Annotated in this window: 13 protein-coding genes; 4 read left to right on the forward strand and 9 right to left on the reverse strand. The window is 60.6% G+C overall.

Annotation, left to right across the window (positions count from 1 at the left end; all coding sequences use genetic code 11):
* Window positions 1–2: 2 nt before the first annotated feature.
* Window positions 3–1,028: a sensor domain-containing diguanylate cyclase gene (locus FHP24_RS24155; protein WP_139678804.1), complete on the reverse strand. Its 1,026-nt coding sequence runs from the start codon at window positions 1,026–1,028 to the stop codon at window positions 3–5.
* 352 nt (window positions 1,029–1,380) lie between these two features.
* Here FHP24_RS24155 and leuC point away from each other — a divergent pair, with 352 nt between their 5' ends.
* Entirely contained in the window at window positions 1,381–2,790 is a 1,410-nt protein-coding gene (gene leuC / locus FHP24_RS24165) for a 3-isopropylmalate dehydratase large subunit (RefSeq protein WP_139678805.1), read from the forward strand.
* A 168-nt stretch (window positions 2,791–2,958) separates the two neighbouring features.
* Here leuC and FHP24_RS24175 read toward each other — a convergent pair whose 3' ends face one another.
* Window positions 2,959–3,510, reverse strand: a complete 552-nt coding sequence (locus tag FHP24_RS24175) for a L,D-transpeptidase family protein (RefSeq protein ID WP_139678807.1) — start codon at window positions 3,508–3,510, stop codon at window positions 2,959–2,961.
* Between the two features lie 135 nt (window positions 3,511–3,645).
* Between FHP24_RS24175 and FHP24_RS24180 the strand changes: the two genes are divergently transcribed.
* Window positions 3,646–4,326, forward strand: a complete 681-nt coding sequence (locus FHP24_RS24180) for a response regulator transcription factor (protein ID WP_139678808.1) — start codon at window positions 3,646–3,648, stop codon at window positions 4,324–4,326.
* The gene (locus FHP24_RS24185) at window positions 4,326–4,781 is read left to right on the forward strand and encodes a cyclic nucleotide-binding domain-containing protein (protein ID WP_139678809.1); all 456 of its coding nucleotides are present in this window, start codon (window positions 4,326–4,328) and stop codon (window positions 4,779–4,781) included. The genes FHP24_RS24180 and FHP24_RS24185 overlap by 1 nt, the downstream gene beginning before the upstream one ends.
* 176 nt (window positions 4,782–4,957) lie before the next feature.
* On the opposite strand, the gene FHP24_RS24190 is transcribed toward FHP24_RS24185, so the two are convergent.
* The 6 genes from FHP24_RS24190 to tesB all read right to left on the reverse strand — a co-directional run bounded on the left by FHP24_RS24190 (window position 4,958) and on the right by tesB (window position 12,322).
* A complete protein-coding gene (locus tag FHP24_RS24190) occupies window positions 4,958–5,758 on the reverse strand; it encodes an exodeoxyribonuclease III (RefSeq protein ID WP_139678810.1) in 801 nt (266 codons plus the stop codon).
* A gap of 105 nt (window positions 5,759–5,863) precedes the next feature.
* Entirely contained in the window at window positions 5,864–6,511 is a 648-nt protein-coding gene (locus FHP24_RS24195) for an outer membrane lipoprotein carrier protein LolA (protein ID WP_139678811.1), read from the reverse strand.
* 85 nt (window positions 6,512–6,596) lie between these two features.
* A complete protein-coding gene (locus tag FHP24_RS24200) occupies window positions 6,597–9,284 on the reverse strand; it encodes an FtsK/SpoIIIE family DNA translocase (RefSeq protein WP_139678812.1) in 2,688 nt (895 codons plus the stop codon).
* Window positions 9,285–9,495: 211 nt separating this feature from the next.
* Complete coding sequence (locus FHP24_RS24205; RefSeq protein ID WP_139678813.1) at window positions 9,496–10,857, reverse strand: ammonium transporter; 1,362 nt, start codon at window positions 10,855–10,857, stop codon at window positions 9,496–9,498.
* Between the two features lie 26 nt (window positions 10,858–10,883).
* A complete protein-coding gene (locus FHP24_RS24210) occupies window positions 10,884–11,234 on the reverse strand; it encodes a P-II family nitrogen regulator (protein WP_180356110.1) in 351 nt (116 codons plus the stop codon).
* A gap of 209 nt (window positions 11,235–11,443) precedes the next feature.
* Window positions 11,444–12,322: an acyl-CoA thioesterase II gene (gene tesB, locus FHP24_RS24215; RefSeq protein ID WP_139678815.1), complete on the reverse strand. Its 879-nt coding sequence runs from the start codon at window positions 12,320–12,322 to the stop codon at window positions 11,444–11,446.
* An 87-nt stretch (window positions 12,323–12,409) separates the two neighbouring features.
* Here tesB and FHP24_RS24220 point away from each other — a divergent pair, with 87 nt between their 5' ends.
* A complete protein-coding gene (locus tag FHP24_RS24220; RefSeq protein ID WP_139678816.1) occupies window positions 12,410–13,624 on the forward strand; it encodes a ubiquinone biosynthesis hydroxylase in 1,215 nt (404 codons plus the stop codon).
* A 124-nt stretch (window positions 13,625–13,748) separates the two neighbouring features.
* On the opposite strand, the gene FHP24_RS24225 is transcribed toward FHP24_RS24220, so the two are convergent.
* Entirely contained in the window at window positions 13,749–13,937 is a 189-nt protein-coding gene (locus tag FHP24_RS24225) for a Trm112 family protein (protein ID WP_139678926.1), read from the reverse strand.
* Window positions 13,938–13,941: the final 4 nt, after the last annotated feature.

The raw sequence follows: 13,941 nt of genomic DNA on the forward strand, positions 1-13,941 counted from the left end.
GCCTATCGCAGCACGTAGCGGTCCCGGCCGGCTTCCTTGGCCTGATAAAGCGCCGTATCGACGGCCTTCAACAGGCTGATCCGGTCCGACCCTGCATCCGGCGCAAGAGCCGCCCCTATGCTCAGCCTTGCGCTGACGATAGTGTCATCCACCACGAAGGGACGACGGAATTCCTCGAGAAGACGCTCGGAAAGCACAGACAGCGCAGCGGCATCCGGCGGGTCCGGCACGAAGATCGCAAACTCGTCGCCCCCCATTCGGACCACGACATCGCTCGCACGCAGGCATTCGCTGATCCGCTCTGCGGCATGGGTGAGAACCTGATCGCCCGCCGGATGGCCGAGCCGGTCGTTGATCTGCTTGAAACCATCCATATCGAGATAAAGCACGCCGAACCCTTGGTGCGAGGACAGCGCATTGCCCAGCATCACATCGATCAGCGAGACGAGCGCCGATCTGTTGTAGAAACCGGTCAGCGGATCGGTCATCGCCGCGAGCTTCAGCTTCTCCTCGGCAAATCCCATGACGAAATTCGCCTTCTGCAGCCGCAAAAGGCCGCTGGCGACATCCGCGAATTGGCGCAGGTTGCGGATTTCGGCATCGCTTAGGTCCCTCGGCCTGACATCGAGCAAGCAGAACGAACCGATCGGAAGATCGGGCTCCAGCGAGACGGGGGCACCGGCATAAAACCGGAAGCCGGGTTTGCCCGCGATGGCCGGGAAATTGCGAAATTCCGGATGCCGGCTGAGATCGGGCACAACAACGACCTCGTTTTCATACACCACGCGGGAGCAGACGGAATCGTCGCGGCTGCATTCACCGATCGGGATAGTGCCGACCTGGCAGGCAACCCGCTGCCAATCCTCGTCGATGATATTGACCGCTGCGCAGGGTGTGCCGAAAACATCCTTTGCCAGCTGCACGAGCGCGGCGAGTTCCGGTGTTGTATTGCCATCCGTCGAGATCAGGCCTCGAACCGAAAGCAGGCGGTCAGCTTCATTGGCAGGAAGCTGGACTGTGAGTGCCATATGCACCTCCTCATTGCCCCTGCCCGCCGCCGCCGCACACGAATAAGGACACAAAAAATAGAGCTTTAACTGCCTCTTGCTTGTGCCATGTGCCTCCCATCGAAGCAATTGCCGCCGCTATAAAAAACTGCTAATGAACCTTCCATGGGATCAAAATTCGGATGCCTCGCGAACCAGATGATCGTGCTGCAGGACCATAAGCGTCTGCCGGCACGCTTCTTCGCGCGCGTGTCGGGCGCCCTTATCAGCCGACTTAGCTGACGGCCGCAGCATGCGGCCCGTGCCACGGCACACGTCCTTGCCGATATCCTGAATCCATCTTCCAAAACTGTTCTCGAACGGAATAGCAGCCATGAGCGCACCTCGTACCCTCTACGACAAAATCTGGGACGACCACATCGTCTCTCAGGACGAAAACGGCACCTGTCTTCTCTATATCGACCGTCACCTGGTTCACGAGGTGACGTCGCCGCAGGCCTTCGAGGGACTGCGCATTGCCGGCCGCAAGGTTCGCGCGCCGGAAAAGACGCTTGCCGTCGTCGATCATAACGTGCCCACCACGGCCGATCGCCACGAGGGAATCAAGAACGAGGAAAGCCGTATCCAGGTTGAAGCGCTCGCCCAGAACGCTGCCGATTTCGGTGTCGAATATTATTCCGAAAAGGACGTCCGCCAGGGCATCGTCCATATCGTCGGACCGGAACAGGGTTTTACCCTGCCCGGCATGACCATCGTCTGCGGTGACAGCCACACCTCCACCCACGGCGCGTTCGGCGCCTTGGCCCACGGTATCGGCACGTCGGAAGTCGAGCATGTTCTCGCCACCCAGACGCTGGTGCAGAAGAAGGCCAAGAACATGCTGGTGCGCGTCGATGGCTTGCTGCCGCAGGGCGTCACCGCCAAGGATATCATCCTTGCCATCATCGGCGAGATCGGCACGGCCGGCGGCACCGGCCACGTCATCGAATTTGCCGGCGAGGCGATCCGTGCGCTGTCGATGGAAGGCCGCATGACGATCTGCAACATGACGATCGAAGGCGGCGCGCGCGCCGGCCTGATCGCGCCGGACGAGACGACGTTCGACTATATCAAGGACAAGCCACGCGCCCCGAAAGGCACCGCATGGGATATGGCGGTCGACTACTGGAAGACGCTCTACACGGAAGAAGGCGCCCATTACGACAAGGTCGTCGTGCTGGATGCCGCCAACCTGCCGCCGATCGTCTCCTGGGGTTCGTCGCCGGAAGATGTCGTCTCCGTTCAGGGCATCGTTCCCAACCCGGACGACATCCAGGATGAGAACAAGCGGACCTCCAAACAGCGCGCACTCGACTATATGGGCCTGAAGGCCGGTACGAAGATGACCGACATCACCGTCGATCGTGTCTTCATCGGCTCCTGCACCAACGGCCGAATCGAGGACCTGCGCGCAGCGGCAAAGGTGGTCGAAGGCCGGAAGGTCGCGTCTACCGTTTCCGCGATGATCGTTCCGGGCTCCGGAATCGTCAAGGAGATGGCGGAAGCCGAAGGCCTCGACGTCATCTTCAAGGATGCCGGCTTCGAATGGCGCGAGCCTGGCTGCTCCATGTGCCTTGCGATGAACGACGACCGCCTGAGCCCTTACGAGCGCTGTGCCTCCACCTCGAACCGCAATTTCGAGGGCCGCCAGGGCTACAAGGGCCGCACCCATCTGGTCTCCCCGGCAATGGCAGCGGCGGCGGCGGTTGCCGGTCACTTCGTGGATATCCGCGAGTGGAAGTAGGCGCCAACAAGGCTGCCCCTCACCCCGCGCGCGGGGCGAGGGAACCTGCCCCGCTCGACGTTACGGGGAACAGCAACGGCATGGCTTGCTCCCTTCTCCCCGCATGCGGGGAGAAGGTGCCGGCAGGCGGATGAGGGGCAAACCTCTCCGACAGGCCACAAGATCGAGCTACCCCACCACCTTCACCATCGTCCCCTTCCTCAGATGCGGCAAAAGCCGCTTCATATCGCGCGGACTGACCGCGATGCATCCGGCTGTTGGCTGGTAACCCGGCTTGATCAGATGGAAAAAGATCGCCGACCCGCCATGGCGTTTCCGTGACGTGATATTCCAGTCGAGTACGAGGCAGACGTCGTAGAGTCCGTCGGCGCGCATCATCTCCTCATGGCTTGGCCGGAAGGGTGACTTCACCAGACGATTGTAGGCGGCATGTTTCGGCTCGTCACACCACAGCATGTCGCGACCTATGCGCCGCATCGAAAGCGGCGTCTGCGGCAAGCGGATTCGCTCTCCGCGAACGAACCCGTTCAAGAGCCGCATCGAGGCAATCGGCGTCGCTCCATCCCCTTCCCGCTTAAAGGCGGAGACCCCGGAACGGCCGATTGCGGCCTGAAAAGTGATTCCCTTGAACGAGACAATCGCCCGTTGTCGGCTCCGCGGTGCCGTCCGAACGGTGATGATCGATTGTTTTTTGGGGTTTTGCACACGGAAAAGCGGCATTTTCTCACGAGGTTTTGCTTTGAATATCATTTCGTTTGAAATCATAGCATCTTGGGCTTTACATCGAGGAGCCCTAAATACGCTTAGAATCCGCATGCGCGGGTGCAAACGGGCGACACGAAAGGCAAGAACTGTATGGCAAGAACGATACTCCTGGTGGACGACGACAATGACCTGCGCGAAACGCTGGTCGAACAATTGTCGTTGTACGACGAGTTTTCGCTGTTGCAGGAGGAGAATGCCACCAAGGCCATGAACACGGCCAAGACGGCGCAGGTCGACCTTCTGATCATGGATGTCGGGTTGCCCGACATGGATGGACGCGAGGCCGTCAAGCTCCTGCGCAAGAACGGCTTCAAGGCGCCGATCATCATGCTGACCGGCCATGACACGGATTCCGATACGATCCTCGGTCTCGAGGCCGGCGCCAACGATTATATCGTCAAGCCCTTCCGCTTTGCCGTGTTGCTCGCCCGTGTACGCGCGCAGCTGCGCCAATACGAGCAAAGCGAGGACGCCACGTTCACGGTCGGCCCCTATATCTTCAAGCCGAGCCAGAAGCTGCTGACCACCGACGATGGCAAGAAGATCCGCCTGACGGAAAAGGAAGCGGCGATCATCCGCTATCTCTACCGCGCCGGCCAGAAGGTTGTCACCCGCGACGTGCTTCTCGAAGAAGTCTGGGGTTACAATTCCGGCGTCACCACCCACACGCTCGAAACCCATGTCTACCGTCTTCGTCAGAAGATCGAGCGCGATCCATCCAGCGCAGAGATCCTCGTGACCGAAAACGGCGGCTACAAGATCGTCCCGTAATGGCGCTGAACGACGATATACGGCTCCTCTCCAGCGTGCCGCTCTTTCGCGAGCTGGACGAAGATCAGTTGCGGCTCGTCGCCTTCGGCGCCGAGCGGCGTTCGCTTGCCGAGAGCCAGGAACTGTTTCGCGAGGGCTCGCCCGCCGAAGCCGCCTATATCGTCGCCAAGGGGCAGATCGCACTCTATTCGGCCGACCGGATAGGCGACATCCGCCATCAGAAGACCGTCGGTCCGGGCACGCTTCTCTCCGAACTCGCGCTTGTGACGATGGTGGAGCGCAAGTTCACCGCCGTCGCGGCTTCGGACGCCGAGGTGATGAAGATCAACCGTCAACTCTTCCAGCGCCTGCTGGAGGAATACCCGCAGGTGGGCCGGCTGATCGAGGCCCGCATCCGCGAGAATATCGCAGGCCTCGCCAAGGCTGCGGCCGCGATGGGGCATCGGTTCCGATAAAGTTGTTTGGGCATTGCAGCCCCTCATCCGGCTGCCGCCACCTTCTCCCCGCACGCGGGGAGAAGGGATATGCCGCGCGTTATCCATCCACCTCTCATGTCCCGTGAGGCATGTCCCCTCGCCCCGTTTACGGGGAGAGGGTTAGGGTGAGTGGCGCGGCTTGCTATGCGTATCCCTCAGATCTTGAACACCGCCGTTACCGGCACGTGGTCGGACGGCTGGTTCCAGCCGCGGGCTTCTTTCAGGATATCGATCCGCTCGAGGAAAGGCCCGAGATCCGGCGACGACCAGACATGGTCGAGGCGGCGGCCCTTGTTGGCCGCTTCCCAGTCCTTGGCGCGGTAACTCCACCACGTATAGATCTTTTCCGGTTCCGGCGTGTACTGACGCATCAGGTCCAGCCAGCCACCCTTGGCGATCAGATCCTTCATCCCCTCGGTTTCCACCGGCGTATGGCTGACGATCTTTAAAAGCTGCTTGTGCGACCAGACGTCGTGTTCCAGCGGCGCGATATTGAGATCGCCGACGAGGATCGACGAGACACCGGGCATATCCGCCCTCAACGCCTTCATCTCCTCGACGAAATCGAGCTTGTGGCCGAATTTCGGATTGACCGTCCGGTCCGGCTCGTCGCCACCAGCAGGCACATAGAAATTATGCAGCCGGATGCGCCGCGAGCCACGCTCGAAGATTGCCGAAATATGCCGCGCATCGCCCATGCCGCAATAATTCTGCCGGTGGTCCTCGGCAAGCGGCAGTTTCGAGGCGATGGCAACGCCATGATAACCCTTCTGGCCGTGGACGATGATGTGTTCGTAACCGAGATCCCTGAGCGGCTGGTGGGGAAACTCCGGCTCCTGGCACTTGATCTCCTGCAGGCAGAGAATATCCGGCTGGTTGCGGACGATGAACTGCTGCACGATCGGCATGCGCAGGCGCACCGAATTGATATTCCAGGTGGTCAGGGAGAATGTCATGGAAAACCTCGATTGTCGGTCGAGGTCTAGGCCATTTCGGGAATCATGAGAAGCAAAAAGGGCCGCGAATGTCGCAGCCCTTCAGATAGCCCGATGATGTGAAACTTACCCGCGGCCGCGAACCTCGGCATAGTCGATCGCAAACACCTTCTCGTCCAGGCCGACGCCCGTCTTGACGTTGTAGATCATCACCGACGTGTCCTTGCCCTGGTTGTCAGTGATCGTCCACTGGCGCAGGTCATAGGTCTTGCTGTCAAACATCATGGTGATCGTCGAATCGCCGAAGATCGTCTTGTTGCCGAGCACAATCGTGGTGAGATCGCTTTCCTCGCGCACGCTGCGCACGGCATCGTTGGACAGGTCGATCCGATCCGACAGAAGCAGCGTCAGCGGCGTCTTCGACAGCGGATAGAGATCCCAGGTCTTCAGCTTGATATTGCCGACCACCACGTTCTTTCCGTCGGAAATGACGCGCAGCGGCGATGGGTCCTCGAAGTTGAAGCGCAGCTTGCCCGGACGCTCGATATAGAACTTGCCGCCGGTCTGCTCGCCGCGAGGGCCGAACTGCACGAACTCGCCCATCATCGTCTTCACCGACGAAAAATGGTCGGCAATCTTCTGCGCCGCGGCCCCGCCGGCACCCTGCGCAGATGCGATTGCGGGCAGGAATGTGGAAGCCGCAAGGCCGAAAAGGCCTGCGGAAAACTGTCGGCGATCGATCCGAATGGAAAGAGCTGTCTTTTCTTTTGTCATTCTGGTCTCCATCCGAATGCACTGGGCCGCAAACGCGGCGGCTTGATGACGGACTCAAGTCCGCCTGGGCTCGATCACGAAAGTGCTACCGTTCGAGCACATCGGCCTCGGTCGGCACCAGGATCTCTCGTTTGCCGGCATGGTTCGCCGGTCCGATCAATCCTTCCTTCTCCATCCGCTCGATCAGCGAGGCGGCACGGTTGTAACCGATGCCGAGGCGTCGCTGGATGTAGGAGGTCGAAGCCTTGCCATCCCGCAGAACGATCGCAACGGCCTGATCGTAGGGATCGTCCGAATCCGACAGATTGGACGTGCCCGCCGGGCCGCTGCCACCACCGTCTTCATCCTCGTCGTCGGCCGTGATCGCTTCGAGATATTGGGGCGACCCTTGAGTTTTCAAGTAGGCGACGATCTCTTCCACCTCGGTATCCGAAACGAAAGGTCCGTGAACACGCTGGATGCGTCCGCCACCGGCCATGTAGAGCATGTCGCCCTGGCCGAGAAGCTGTTCGGCACCCTGTTCGCCCAGAATGGTGCGGCTGTCGATCTTCGACGTCACCTGGAAGGAAATACGCGTCGGGAAGTTGGCCTTGATCGTACCGGTGATGACATCGACCGACGGCCGCTGCGTCGCCATGACGACGTGAATGCCCGCGGCACGCGCCATCTGCGCCAACCGCTGCACCGCACCTTCGATATCCTTGCCGGCCACCATCATCAGGTCGGCCATTTCGTCGATAATGACGACGATATAGGGCATCGGCTCGAGATCGAACTCCTCCGTCTCGTACATCGCCTCGCCCGTCTGGCGGTCGAAGCCGGTCTGCACGGTGCGGGTCAGGATCTCGCCCTTGTCCTTCGCCTGCTCGACGCGGGAATTGAAGCCGTCGATATTGCGCACACCGATCTTCGACATCTTCTTGTAGCGCTCTTCCATCTCACGGACGGTCCATTTCAGCGCAACGACGGCCTTTTTCGGATCCGTGACGACAGGAGAAAGCAGATGCGGAATGCCGTCATAGACGGACAGTTCGAGCATCTTCGGGTCGATCATGATCAGGCGGCACTTCTCCGGCGTGTAGCGGTAGAGAAGCGACAGGATCATCGTGTTGATGGCAACCGATTTACCCGAGCCGGTGGTGCCGGCAACCAGCAGATGCGGCATCTTGGCGAGGTCGGCCACGACCGGTTCGCCGCCGATCGTCTTGCCCAGCGCCATGGCGAGTTTCGCCTTGCTGGTCTCGAAATCCTTGGAGCCGATCATCTCGCGCAGATAGACAGTTTCGCGGGTGCGGTTCGGCAATTCGATACCGATCGCATTGCGGCCCGGAACGACCGCGACACGGGCGGCAATCGCGCTCATCGAGCGGGCGATGTCGTCCGCAAGGCCGATAACGCGGGACGACTTGATGCCCGGCGCCGGCTCCAGTTCGTAAAGCGTCACGACCGGGCCGGGACGGACATGGATGATCTCGCCCTTGACGCCGAAATCCTCCAGCACGCCTTCCAGCATGCGGGCATTTTGTTCGAGTGCATCTGCCGAAAGCGTTGCATCGCGGGCAATGGCCTTCGGTTCGGCAAGCAGATGCACGGAAGGCAGCTGAAAGCCGTCCGGACGGATGAAGGAACCCTGGGCATCGCGGGTAACGCGCGCGCTCGGTTTGGGTGCGGTTGCAGCCGGCGCAACGCGCGGCGAACGACCGGCGGATTGAGGCGCGCGCGACGTCACGAACGGAGCGTCGTCATCATCCTCGTCATCGGAAAGGATACCGGCCGGCCGGCGGGGCATGTCGTCCGTGTCGAACGGCGGGTCTTCGTCGTGGCCATAGATCGGAGGAGCCGAAACCACCCGACGCGGATTTCCGGCAACGCGTTCACCCGCACCGTCGAGCGAGGGCTCCATCCGGCGCGTATCGCCATTGGAAGCCTTTGCCCGGACAGGCTCGTTCAGCGTACCGAATTCGTCCTCGTTGAAATCATAGGGCTGATCGTATGCCTGGCGCGTACGCGGCTTCATGCCCACCATACGGCGCAGACGTGCCTGGGTGATGTACCAGTAATGCGCGGCAAGGCCGAGCGGCAGGATGCGCTCCAGGAAGCTGCCGTCGTCTTCCTCTTCGTCCTCTTCATCCCGCCGCGCACGCGATACGACGGCCGCGACCGGCTGGTCATCGTCTTCCGGCGTATCGAGTTCAAGCGGATCGCCGACGAGACCCGAGGCAAACAGCATCAGCCAGATGCAGGGAATGGTGAAGACACCGCCCAGCACCATGGCGACCATGCCCGTGGGATAGGCGCCGACGAACAGCGCCGGAAACCGCAGGATCATGTCGCCGATGACGCCGCCGATACCGTTGGGGATCGGCCATGTCTGTGGCGCGGGAAAACAGCCGAGCGTAGCGGAGGCCAGAATCGTACCGCCGCCCCAGGCAGCAATCCGCGCCGGAATGCGATCGAATCGACGACCGGAGATCAGCGCCAGCGCGAAGGAAAGTACAGGCAGAAGCGCGATGAGCCCGGCAAGGCCGAGAAACTGCATCATCAGGTCGGCAAAGGCCGCGCCACCGAAGCCGAGAAGATTGGTTGGCGGGTTATCGGTCGCGTAGGAAAAACTCGGATCGGCGACATTCCAGGTGGCAAGTGCCGCAACCGCAAGCGCAAGCCCCAGGAAAATGCCGAAGCCCACCAGCGCCAGCGTCTGCCTGAGAACGAAAGAGCTGAGAACCGAGCGGGTTGACCGGTTTGCCAATGCCGCCGAACTGCTTCTGCTCATCGTGTCTGCCCGCCGTCTGTGAAACGAAATAAGGTGCGCTGTCCGGCGAATGCCGTCGCACAATTCCAAGACAAGGTAACGCAGGGATGGTTAATGCAGTTTTAACCAGATGCGCTGCAGATGGCTTCCACACATGAAAATGGCCCGACACAAGACCGGGCCAGCTTATTCTTTAGGAGTGGTCAGGCCGGTTGAACCCGGCCTCCCCCTTTTAGCTGTGGTAGGCGGATTCGCCGTGGGCAGAAAGGTCGAGGCCTTCGCGCTCGGCTTCGACCGGAACGCGCAGACCGACGATCAGGTCGACAACCTTATAGAGGATGAACGAGCCGATACCGCACCACAGGATGGTGACGACGACAGCCCAGACCTGTGTCATGAACTGGCCGCCCATGGTTACGCCTTCAGCATAACCGATGCCGCCTAGCGACGAGGAGGCGAAGATGCCGGTTGCAAGCGCGCCGAACAGGCCGCCGGCACCGTGAACGCCGAACACGTCGGCCGTGTCGTCATAGCCGAACTTGTTCTTGATGACGGAGACGAAGAAGTAGCAGATCGGCGAAACGAGCAGACCCATGACGATGGCGCCCATCGGGCCGGCAATGCCGGCAGCCGGTGTGATGGCGACGAGGCCGGCGATCATGCCGGACACCGCGCCGAGCAGCGAAGCCTTGCCGCGGGTAAACGTTTCGACAACCGACCAAGAGACGACGGCTGCAGCGGTTGCGAGGAAGGTGTTGACGGTTGCGAGCATCGCACCGCCGGAAGCTTCCAGGTTTGAACCGGCGTTAAAGCCGAACCAGCCGAGCCAAAGCATGGCTGCACCGACCAGCGTCAGCGTCATCGAATGCGGAGCCATCATGTCCTTGCCGTAGCCGGTACGCTTGCCGACCATGATGGCGCCGATGAGACCTGCAAGACCGGCATTGATGTGAACGACGGTGCCGCCGGCGAAGTCAAGCGCGCCCCAACCGAAGATCAGGCCGTTTGCGTCCCAGACCATGTGGGCGATCGGGAAGTAGACGAAAGTGACCCAGAGCAGGCAGAACAGGACCGCAGCCGAGAACTTGATGCGTTCGGCAAAGGCGCCGACGATCAGAACAGGCGTGAGCGCTGCGAATGTCATCTGGAACAGCATGAAGATGAATTCCGGAATGACGACGCCATCCGAGAAGGTCGTTGCGGTCGAATCGATCGTCACGCCCGAGAGGAACATCTTGGCCGTACCGCCCCAGAAGGCAGACGTACCGCCACCGAAGGCGAAGGAATAACCGTAGATGACCCAGACGAGCATGATGGCGGAACCGACGACGGTGCACTGCATCAGCACGGACAGCATGTTCTTGCTGCGTACGAGGCCACCGTAGAACAGGGCGATGCCCGGCATGATCATGAAGAACACCAGAAGGGTGCAGACGAACATGAAGGCGGTATCGGCCTTGTCCGGAACCGGGGCAGCAGCAGCAGCTTCGGCGGCCGGCGCTGCAGCGGTCTGCGCGAAGGCGGCAACCGGCGCAAACAGGGCGGCTGCAGCAGCGCCCATGCGTCCGAGATTGGAAATTCTGGTCAATTGCATGGTTTTAAATCCCCTGTAAGCCGTTTTTAGAGCGCTTCGGTGTTGGTTTCGCCGGTACGAATGCGCACGGCCTGCTCGATGGAATAGACGAAGATCTTGCCGTCCCCGATCTGGCCGGTCTTCGCGGAAGAGGCGATCGCCTCGATGGCCTTTTCCACCAGGTCGGCGGATACGGCGATTTCGATCTTCAGCTTCGGCAGAAAACTTACGGCATATTCGGTGCCGCGATAGATTTCGGTATGTCCCTTCTGGCGTCCGTAACCTTTGACTTCGGTAACGGTCAGGCCCTGGATACCGACAGCCGTGAGTGCTTCGCGCACCTCATCGAGCTTGAACGGCTTGATAATGGCCATCACGATTTTCATCTGGCTTCCCATCCTTTGTTTATTTTTCGGCCGAGGCCGACTCTCCTGATCACTGGCGTCAGAGCCCGAGACTGCCCCACTACATTCAAAGGGCGTGCCAGTTTTGAATATCCGTTAAGTTATTGAAAAGTAAAGGAACAATTATCAGCCTCTACAAATGAGGCAGTCGGGCGCCATAAAGGAGCCGAAATTCTGTGCATTTTGTATTTTTAGCACAAATTTTAGTCATTTGCCTTTTTACGAATCAACCCCTCCTGCGCCACCGAAGCGACAAGCACGCCGGAACGCTTATAGAGGCTGCCACGCGTCATTCCTCGTCCACCGGAAGCACTCGGACTTTCCTGGCTGTAGAGCAGCCAGTCGTCGAACCGGATCGGCCTGTGGAACCACATCGCGTGATCGAGGCTTGCCGCCTGAAGCCGCGGATCGAAAACCGAGGTGCCATGTGGATAAAGCGAGGCGTCAAGAAGCGTCATGTCGGAGAGATAGGCGAGGATTGCCGCCTGGACGCCACGGTCGTCCGGCACGGCACCGATGGTGCGCACCCAGACATCCTGGCGGGGCTCCAGCTTCTCCGTCGTCAGATAATGTTTCAGTGATGTGGGCCGAAGCTCGATCGGGCGCGGCCGCTCCCAGTAACGACGAATGGCATCCGGCGCCTTGGGCAGGAAAAGCCGCTTGAACTCGGCCTCCTCCATCAGATCCTCCGGCTGCGGCACATCGGGAAACTCGATCTGGTGCTCATAACCGCCTTCGTCAGGCTGGAACGAGGCCAGCATGGAGAAGATCGCCTTGTCATGCTGGATCGCCTGCACCTGACGCGTGGCGAAACTTCCGCCGTCTCGGATCCGCTCAACCTGGTAGACGATCGGAACGTTGGGATCGCCCGGACGCACGAAATAGGCATGCAGCGAATGGACGAAGCGATCGGCATCGACAGTCCTCTGGGCGGCAACCAGCGCCTGCGCAATCACCTGCCCGCCGAACACGCGCTGCCAGCCGATGCTCGGCCCCGTACCACGATAGAGATTGTGCTCCAGCCGCTCCAGATCCAGCGTCTTGATCAGCTGTTCCATCGGGTTAAGGGTCGAACCTGACATTTTTACGAACTCCGGCAATAGGAAGCAGCGGTTGGATGATCTATATCCACCCCATCAACAACCACAAGACTGACAGGAGCCTGGCAGATGCTGGACATGATGGTGGTAGGAGCGGGCTATGTCGGTCTGGCAGCGGCGGTCGCCGTCAAGCAGGCTGCCCCGCATCTCAACATCGAGGTCGTGGAAGCGGCTCCCGCGCATGTATGGGAAAAGGATGAACGAGCTTCCGCCATCATCACGGCGGCCAGCAAGATGCTCGACATCCTCGGCGTCTGGGACGAGATCCTCGTCCACGCGCAGCCGATCAACCGGATGATCGTCACCGACAGCCGCACGTCCGATCCTGTGCGCCCGGTTTTTCTCACCTTCGATGGCGAGATCGAGGAAGGAAAACCCTTCGCCCATATGGTGCCCAATGTCGAAATGGTGAGAGCATTGAGGGGCGCTGCCGAACGGCTTGGCATCGCAATCCGCCACGGGCTTTCAGCCACCGCATTTACCACCGGCGGAACCTGCACCACCGTTACCCTGTCCGACGGTTCGACGGTCGAGACGCGCCTCCTTGTCGCCTGCGATGGCGTGCGCTCGAAACTACGCGACATGGCCGGCATCAGGACAGTGAACTGGCAATACGGACAGTCCGGCATCGTCGCGACCGTAGCGCATGAACGCCCGCACGAAGGCGTGGCCGAAGAACACTTCCTGCCCTCCGGACCGTTTGCCATCCTGCCACTGACCAACAACCGCTCTTCGCTCGTCTGGACGGAACGGACGGCCGATGCCGACCGGCTGATCGCGTCAGACGATCTCGTCTTCGAGGATGAGTTGCAGCGCCGCTTCGGCCACAAGTTGGGCGAACTGACCGTGGTCGGCGGCCGCAAGGCCTTCCCTCTCGGCCTCACCCTCTCCCGTGCCTTCGTCGCCCCGCGCTTCGCGCTCGCCGGCGATGCCGCCCACGGCATCCACCCGATTTCCGGCCAAGGCCTCAATCTCGGCTTCAAGGATGTCGCGGCTCTTGCCGAGACCGTGGTCGAAGCCGATCGTCTCGGCCTTGATATCGGCTCGCTCAATGTGCTGGAACGTTATCAGTCCTGGCGCCGCTTCGACACCTTCCGCATGGGCGTCACCACCGATGTGCTGAACCGGCTGTTCTCCAACGACATCACCCCGATCCGCATCGCCCGCGATTTCGGCCTCGGCCTCGTCGAGCGCATGCCGAAGCTGAAGGATTTCTTCATCGGCCAGGCAGCCGGAACGACCGGAGAAGGCAATCCGAAGCTTCTGGCGGGAGAGCAAATCTAAGGTATCGACCCACCGCACGTCATCCTAGGGCTTGCCCTTAGGATCTAATCACGTTGAGAAAGAATAGAAGCGAAGCAGATGCTCGGATTGAACCCGAGGACCGGCACGATGAAAATCAGGGCCTTCAGTCCTCGATCTTCCGGGCCTCGGAAACCAGCATGATCGGAATGCCGTCGCGGATCGGATAGGCCAGACGGGCTCTCTCGGACACGAGCTCGTTTCGTTCGCGATCAAGAGAAAGCGTCCCTTTCGTCAGCGGGCAGACAAGCAGATCCAGAAGCTTCGGATCAACCTTGCTCATTTTCTCGTCCATCATC

Origin of the sequence: Aliirhizobium smilacinae (assembly GCF_006335145.1) — a bacterium.
GTDB lineage: Bacteria > Pseudomonadota > Alphaproteobacteria > Rhizobiales > Rhizobiaceae > Neorhizobium > Neorhizobium smilacinae.

Excerpts from the sequence above, each read along its gene's own strand:
- FHP24_RS24220 (WP_139678816.1), top strand. The coding sequence starts at position 12,410 with ATGCTGGACATGATGGTGGTAGGAGCGGGCTATGTCGGTCTGGCAGCG.
- FHP24_RS24205 (WP_139678813.1), bottom strand. The coding sequence starts at position 10,857 with ATGCAATTGACCAGAATTTCCAATCTCGGACGCATGGGCGCTGCTGCA.
- FHP24_RS24175 (WP_139678807.1), bottom strand. The coding sequence starts at position 3,510 with ATGCCGCTTTTCCGTGTGCAAAACCCCAAAAAACAATCGATCATCACC.
- FHP24_RS24200 (WP_139678812.1), bottom strand. The coding sequence starts at position 9,284 with ATGAGCAGAAGCAGTTCGGCGGCATTGGCAAACCGGTCAACCCGCTCG.
- FHP24_RS24210 (WP_180356110.1), bottom strand. The coding sequence starts at position 11,234 with ATGGGAAGCCAGATGAAAATCGTGATGGCCATTATCAAGCCGTTCAAG.
- FHP24_RS24185 (WP_139678809.1), top strand. The coding sequence starts at position 4,326 with ATGGCGCTGAACGACGATATACGGCTCCTCTCCAGCGTGCCGCTCTTT.
- FHP24_RS24155 (WP_139678804.1), bottom strand. The coding sequence starts at position 1,028 with ATGGCACTCACAGTCCAGCTTCCTGCCAATGAAGCTGACCGCCTGCTT.
- FHP24_RS24190 (WP_139678810.1), bottom strand. The coding sequence starts at position 5,758 with ATGACATTCTCCCTGACCACCTGGAATATCAATTCGGTGCGCCTGCGC.
- FHP24_RS24195 (WP_139678811.1), bottom strand. The coding sequence starts at position 6,511 with ATGACAAAAGAAAAGACAGCTCTTTCCATTCGGATCGATCGCCGACAG.
- leuC (WP_139678805.1), top strand. The coding sequence starts at position 1,381 with ATGAGCGCACCTCGTACCCTCTACGACAAAATCTGGGACGACCACATC.
- tesB (WP_139678815.1), bottom strand. The coding sequence starts at position 12,322 with ATGTCAGGTTCGACCCTTAACCCGATGGAACAGCTGATCAAGACGCTG.
- FHP24_RS24180 (WP_139678808.1), top strand. The coding sequence starts at position 3,646 with ATGGCAAGAACGATACTCCTGGTGGACGACGACAATGACCTGCGCGAA.
- FHP24_RS24225 (WP_139678926.1), bottom strand. The coding sequence starts at position 13,937 with ATGGACGAGAAAATGAGCAAGGTTGATCCGAAGCTTCTGGATCTGCTT.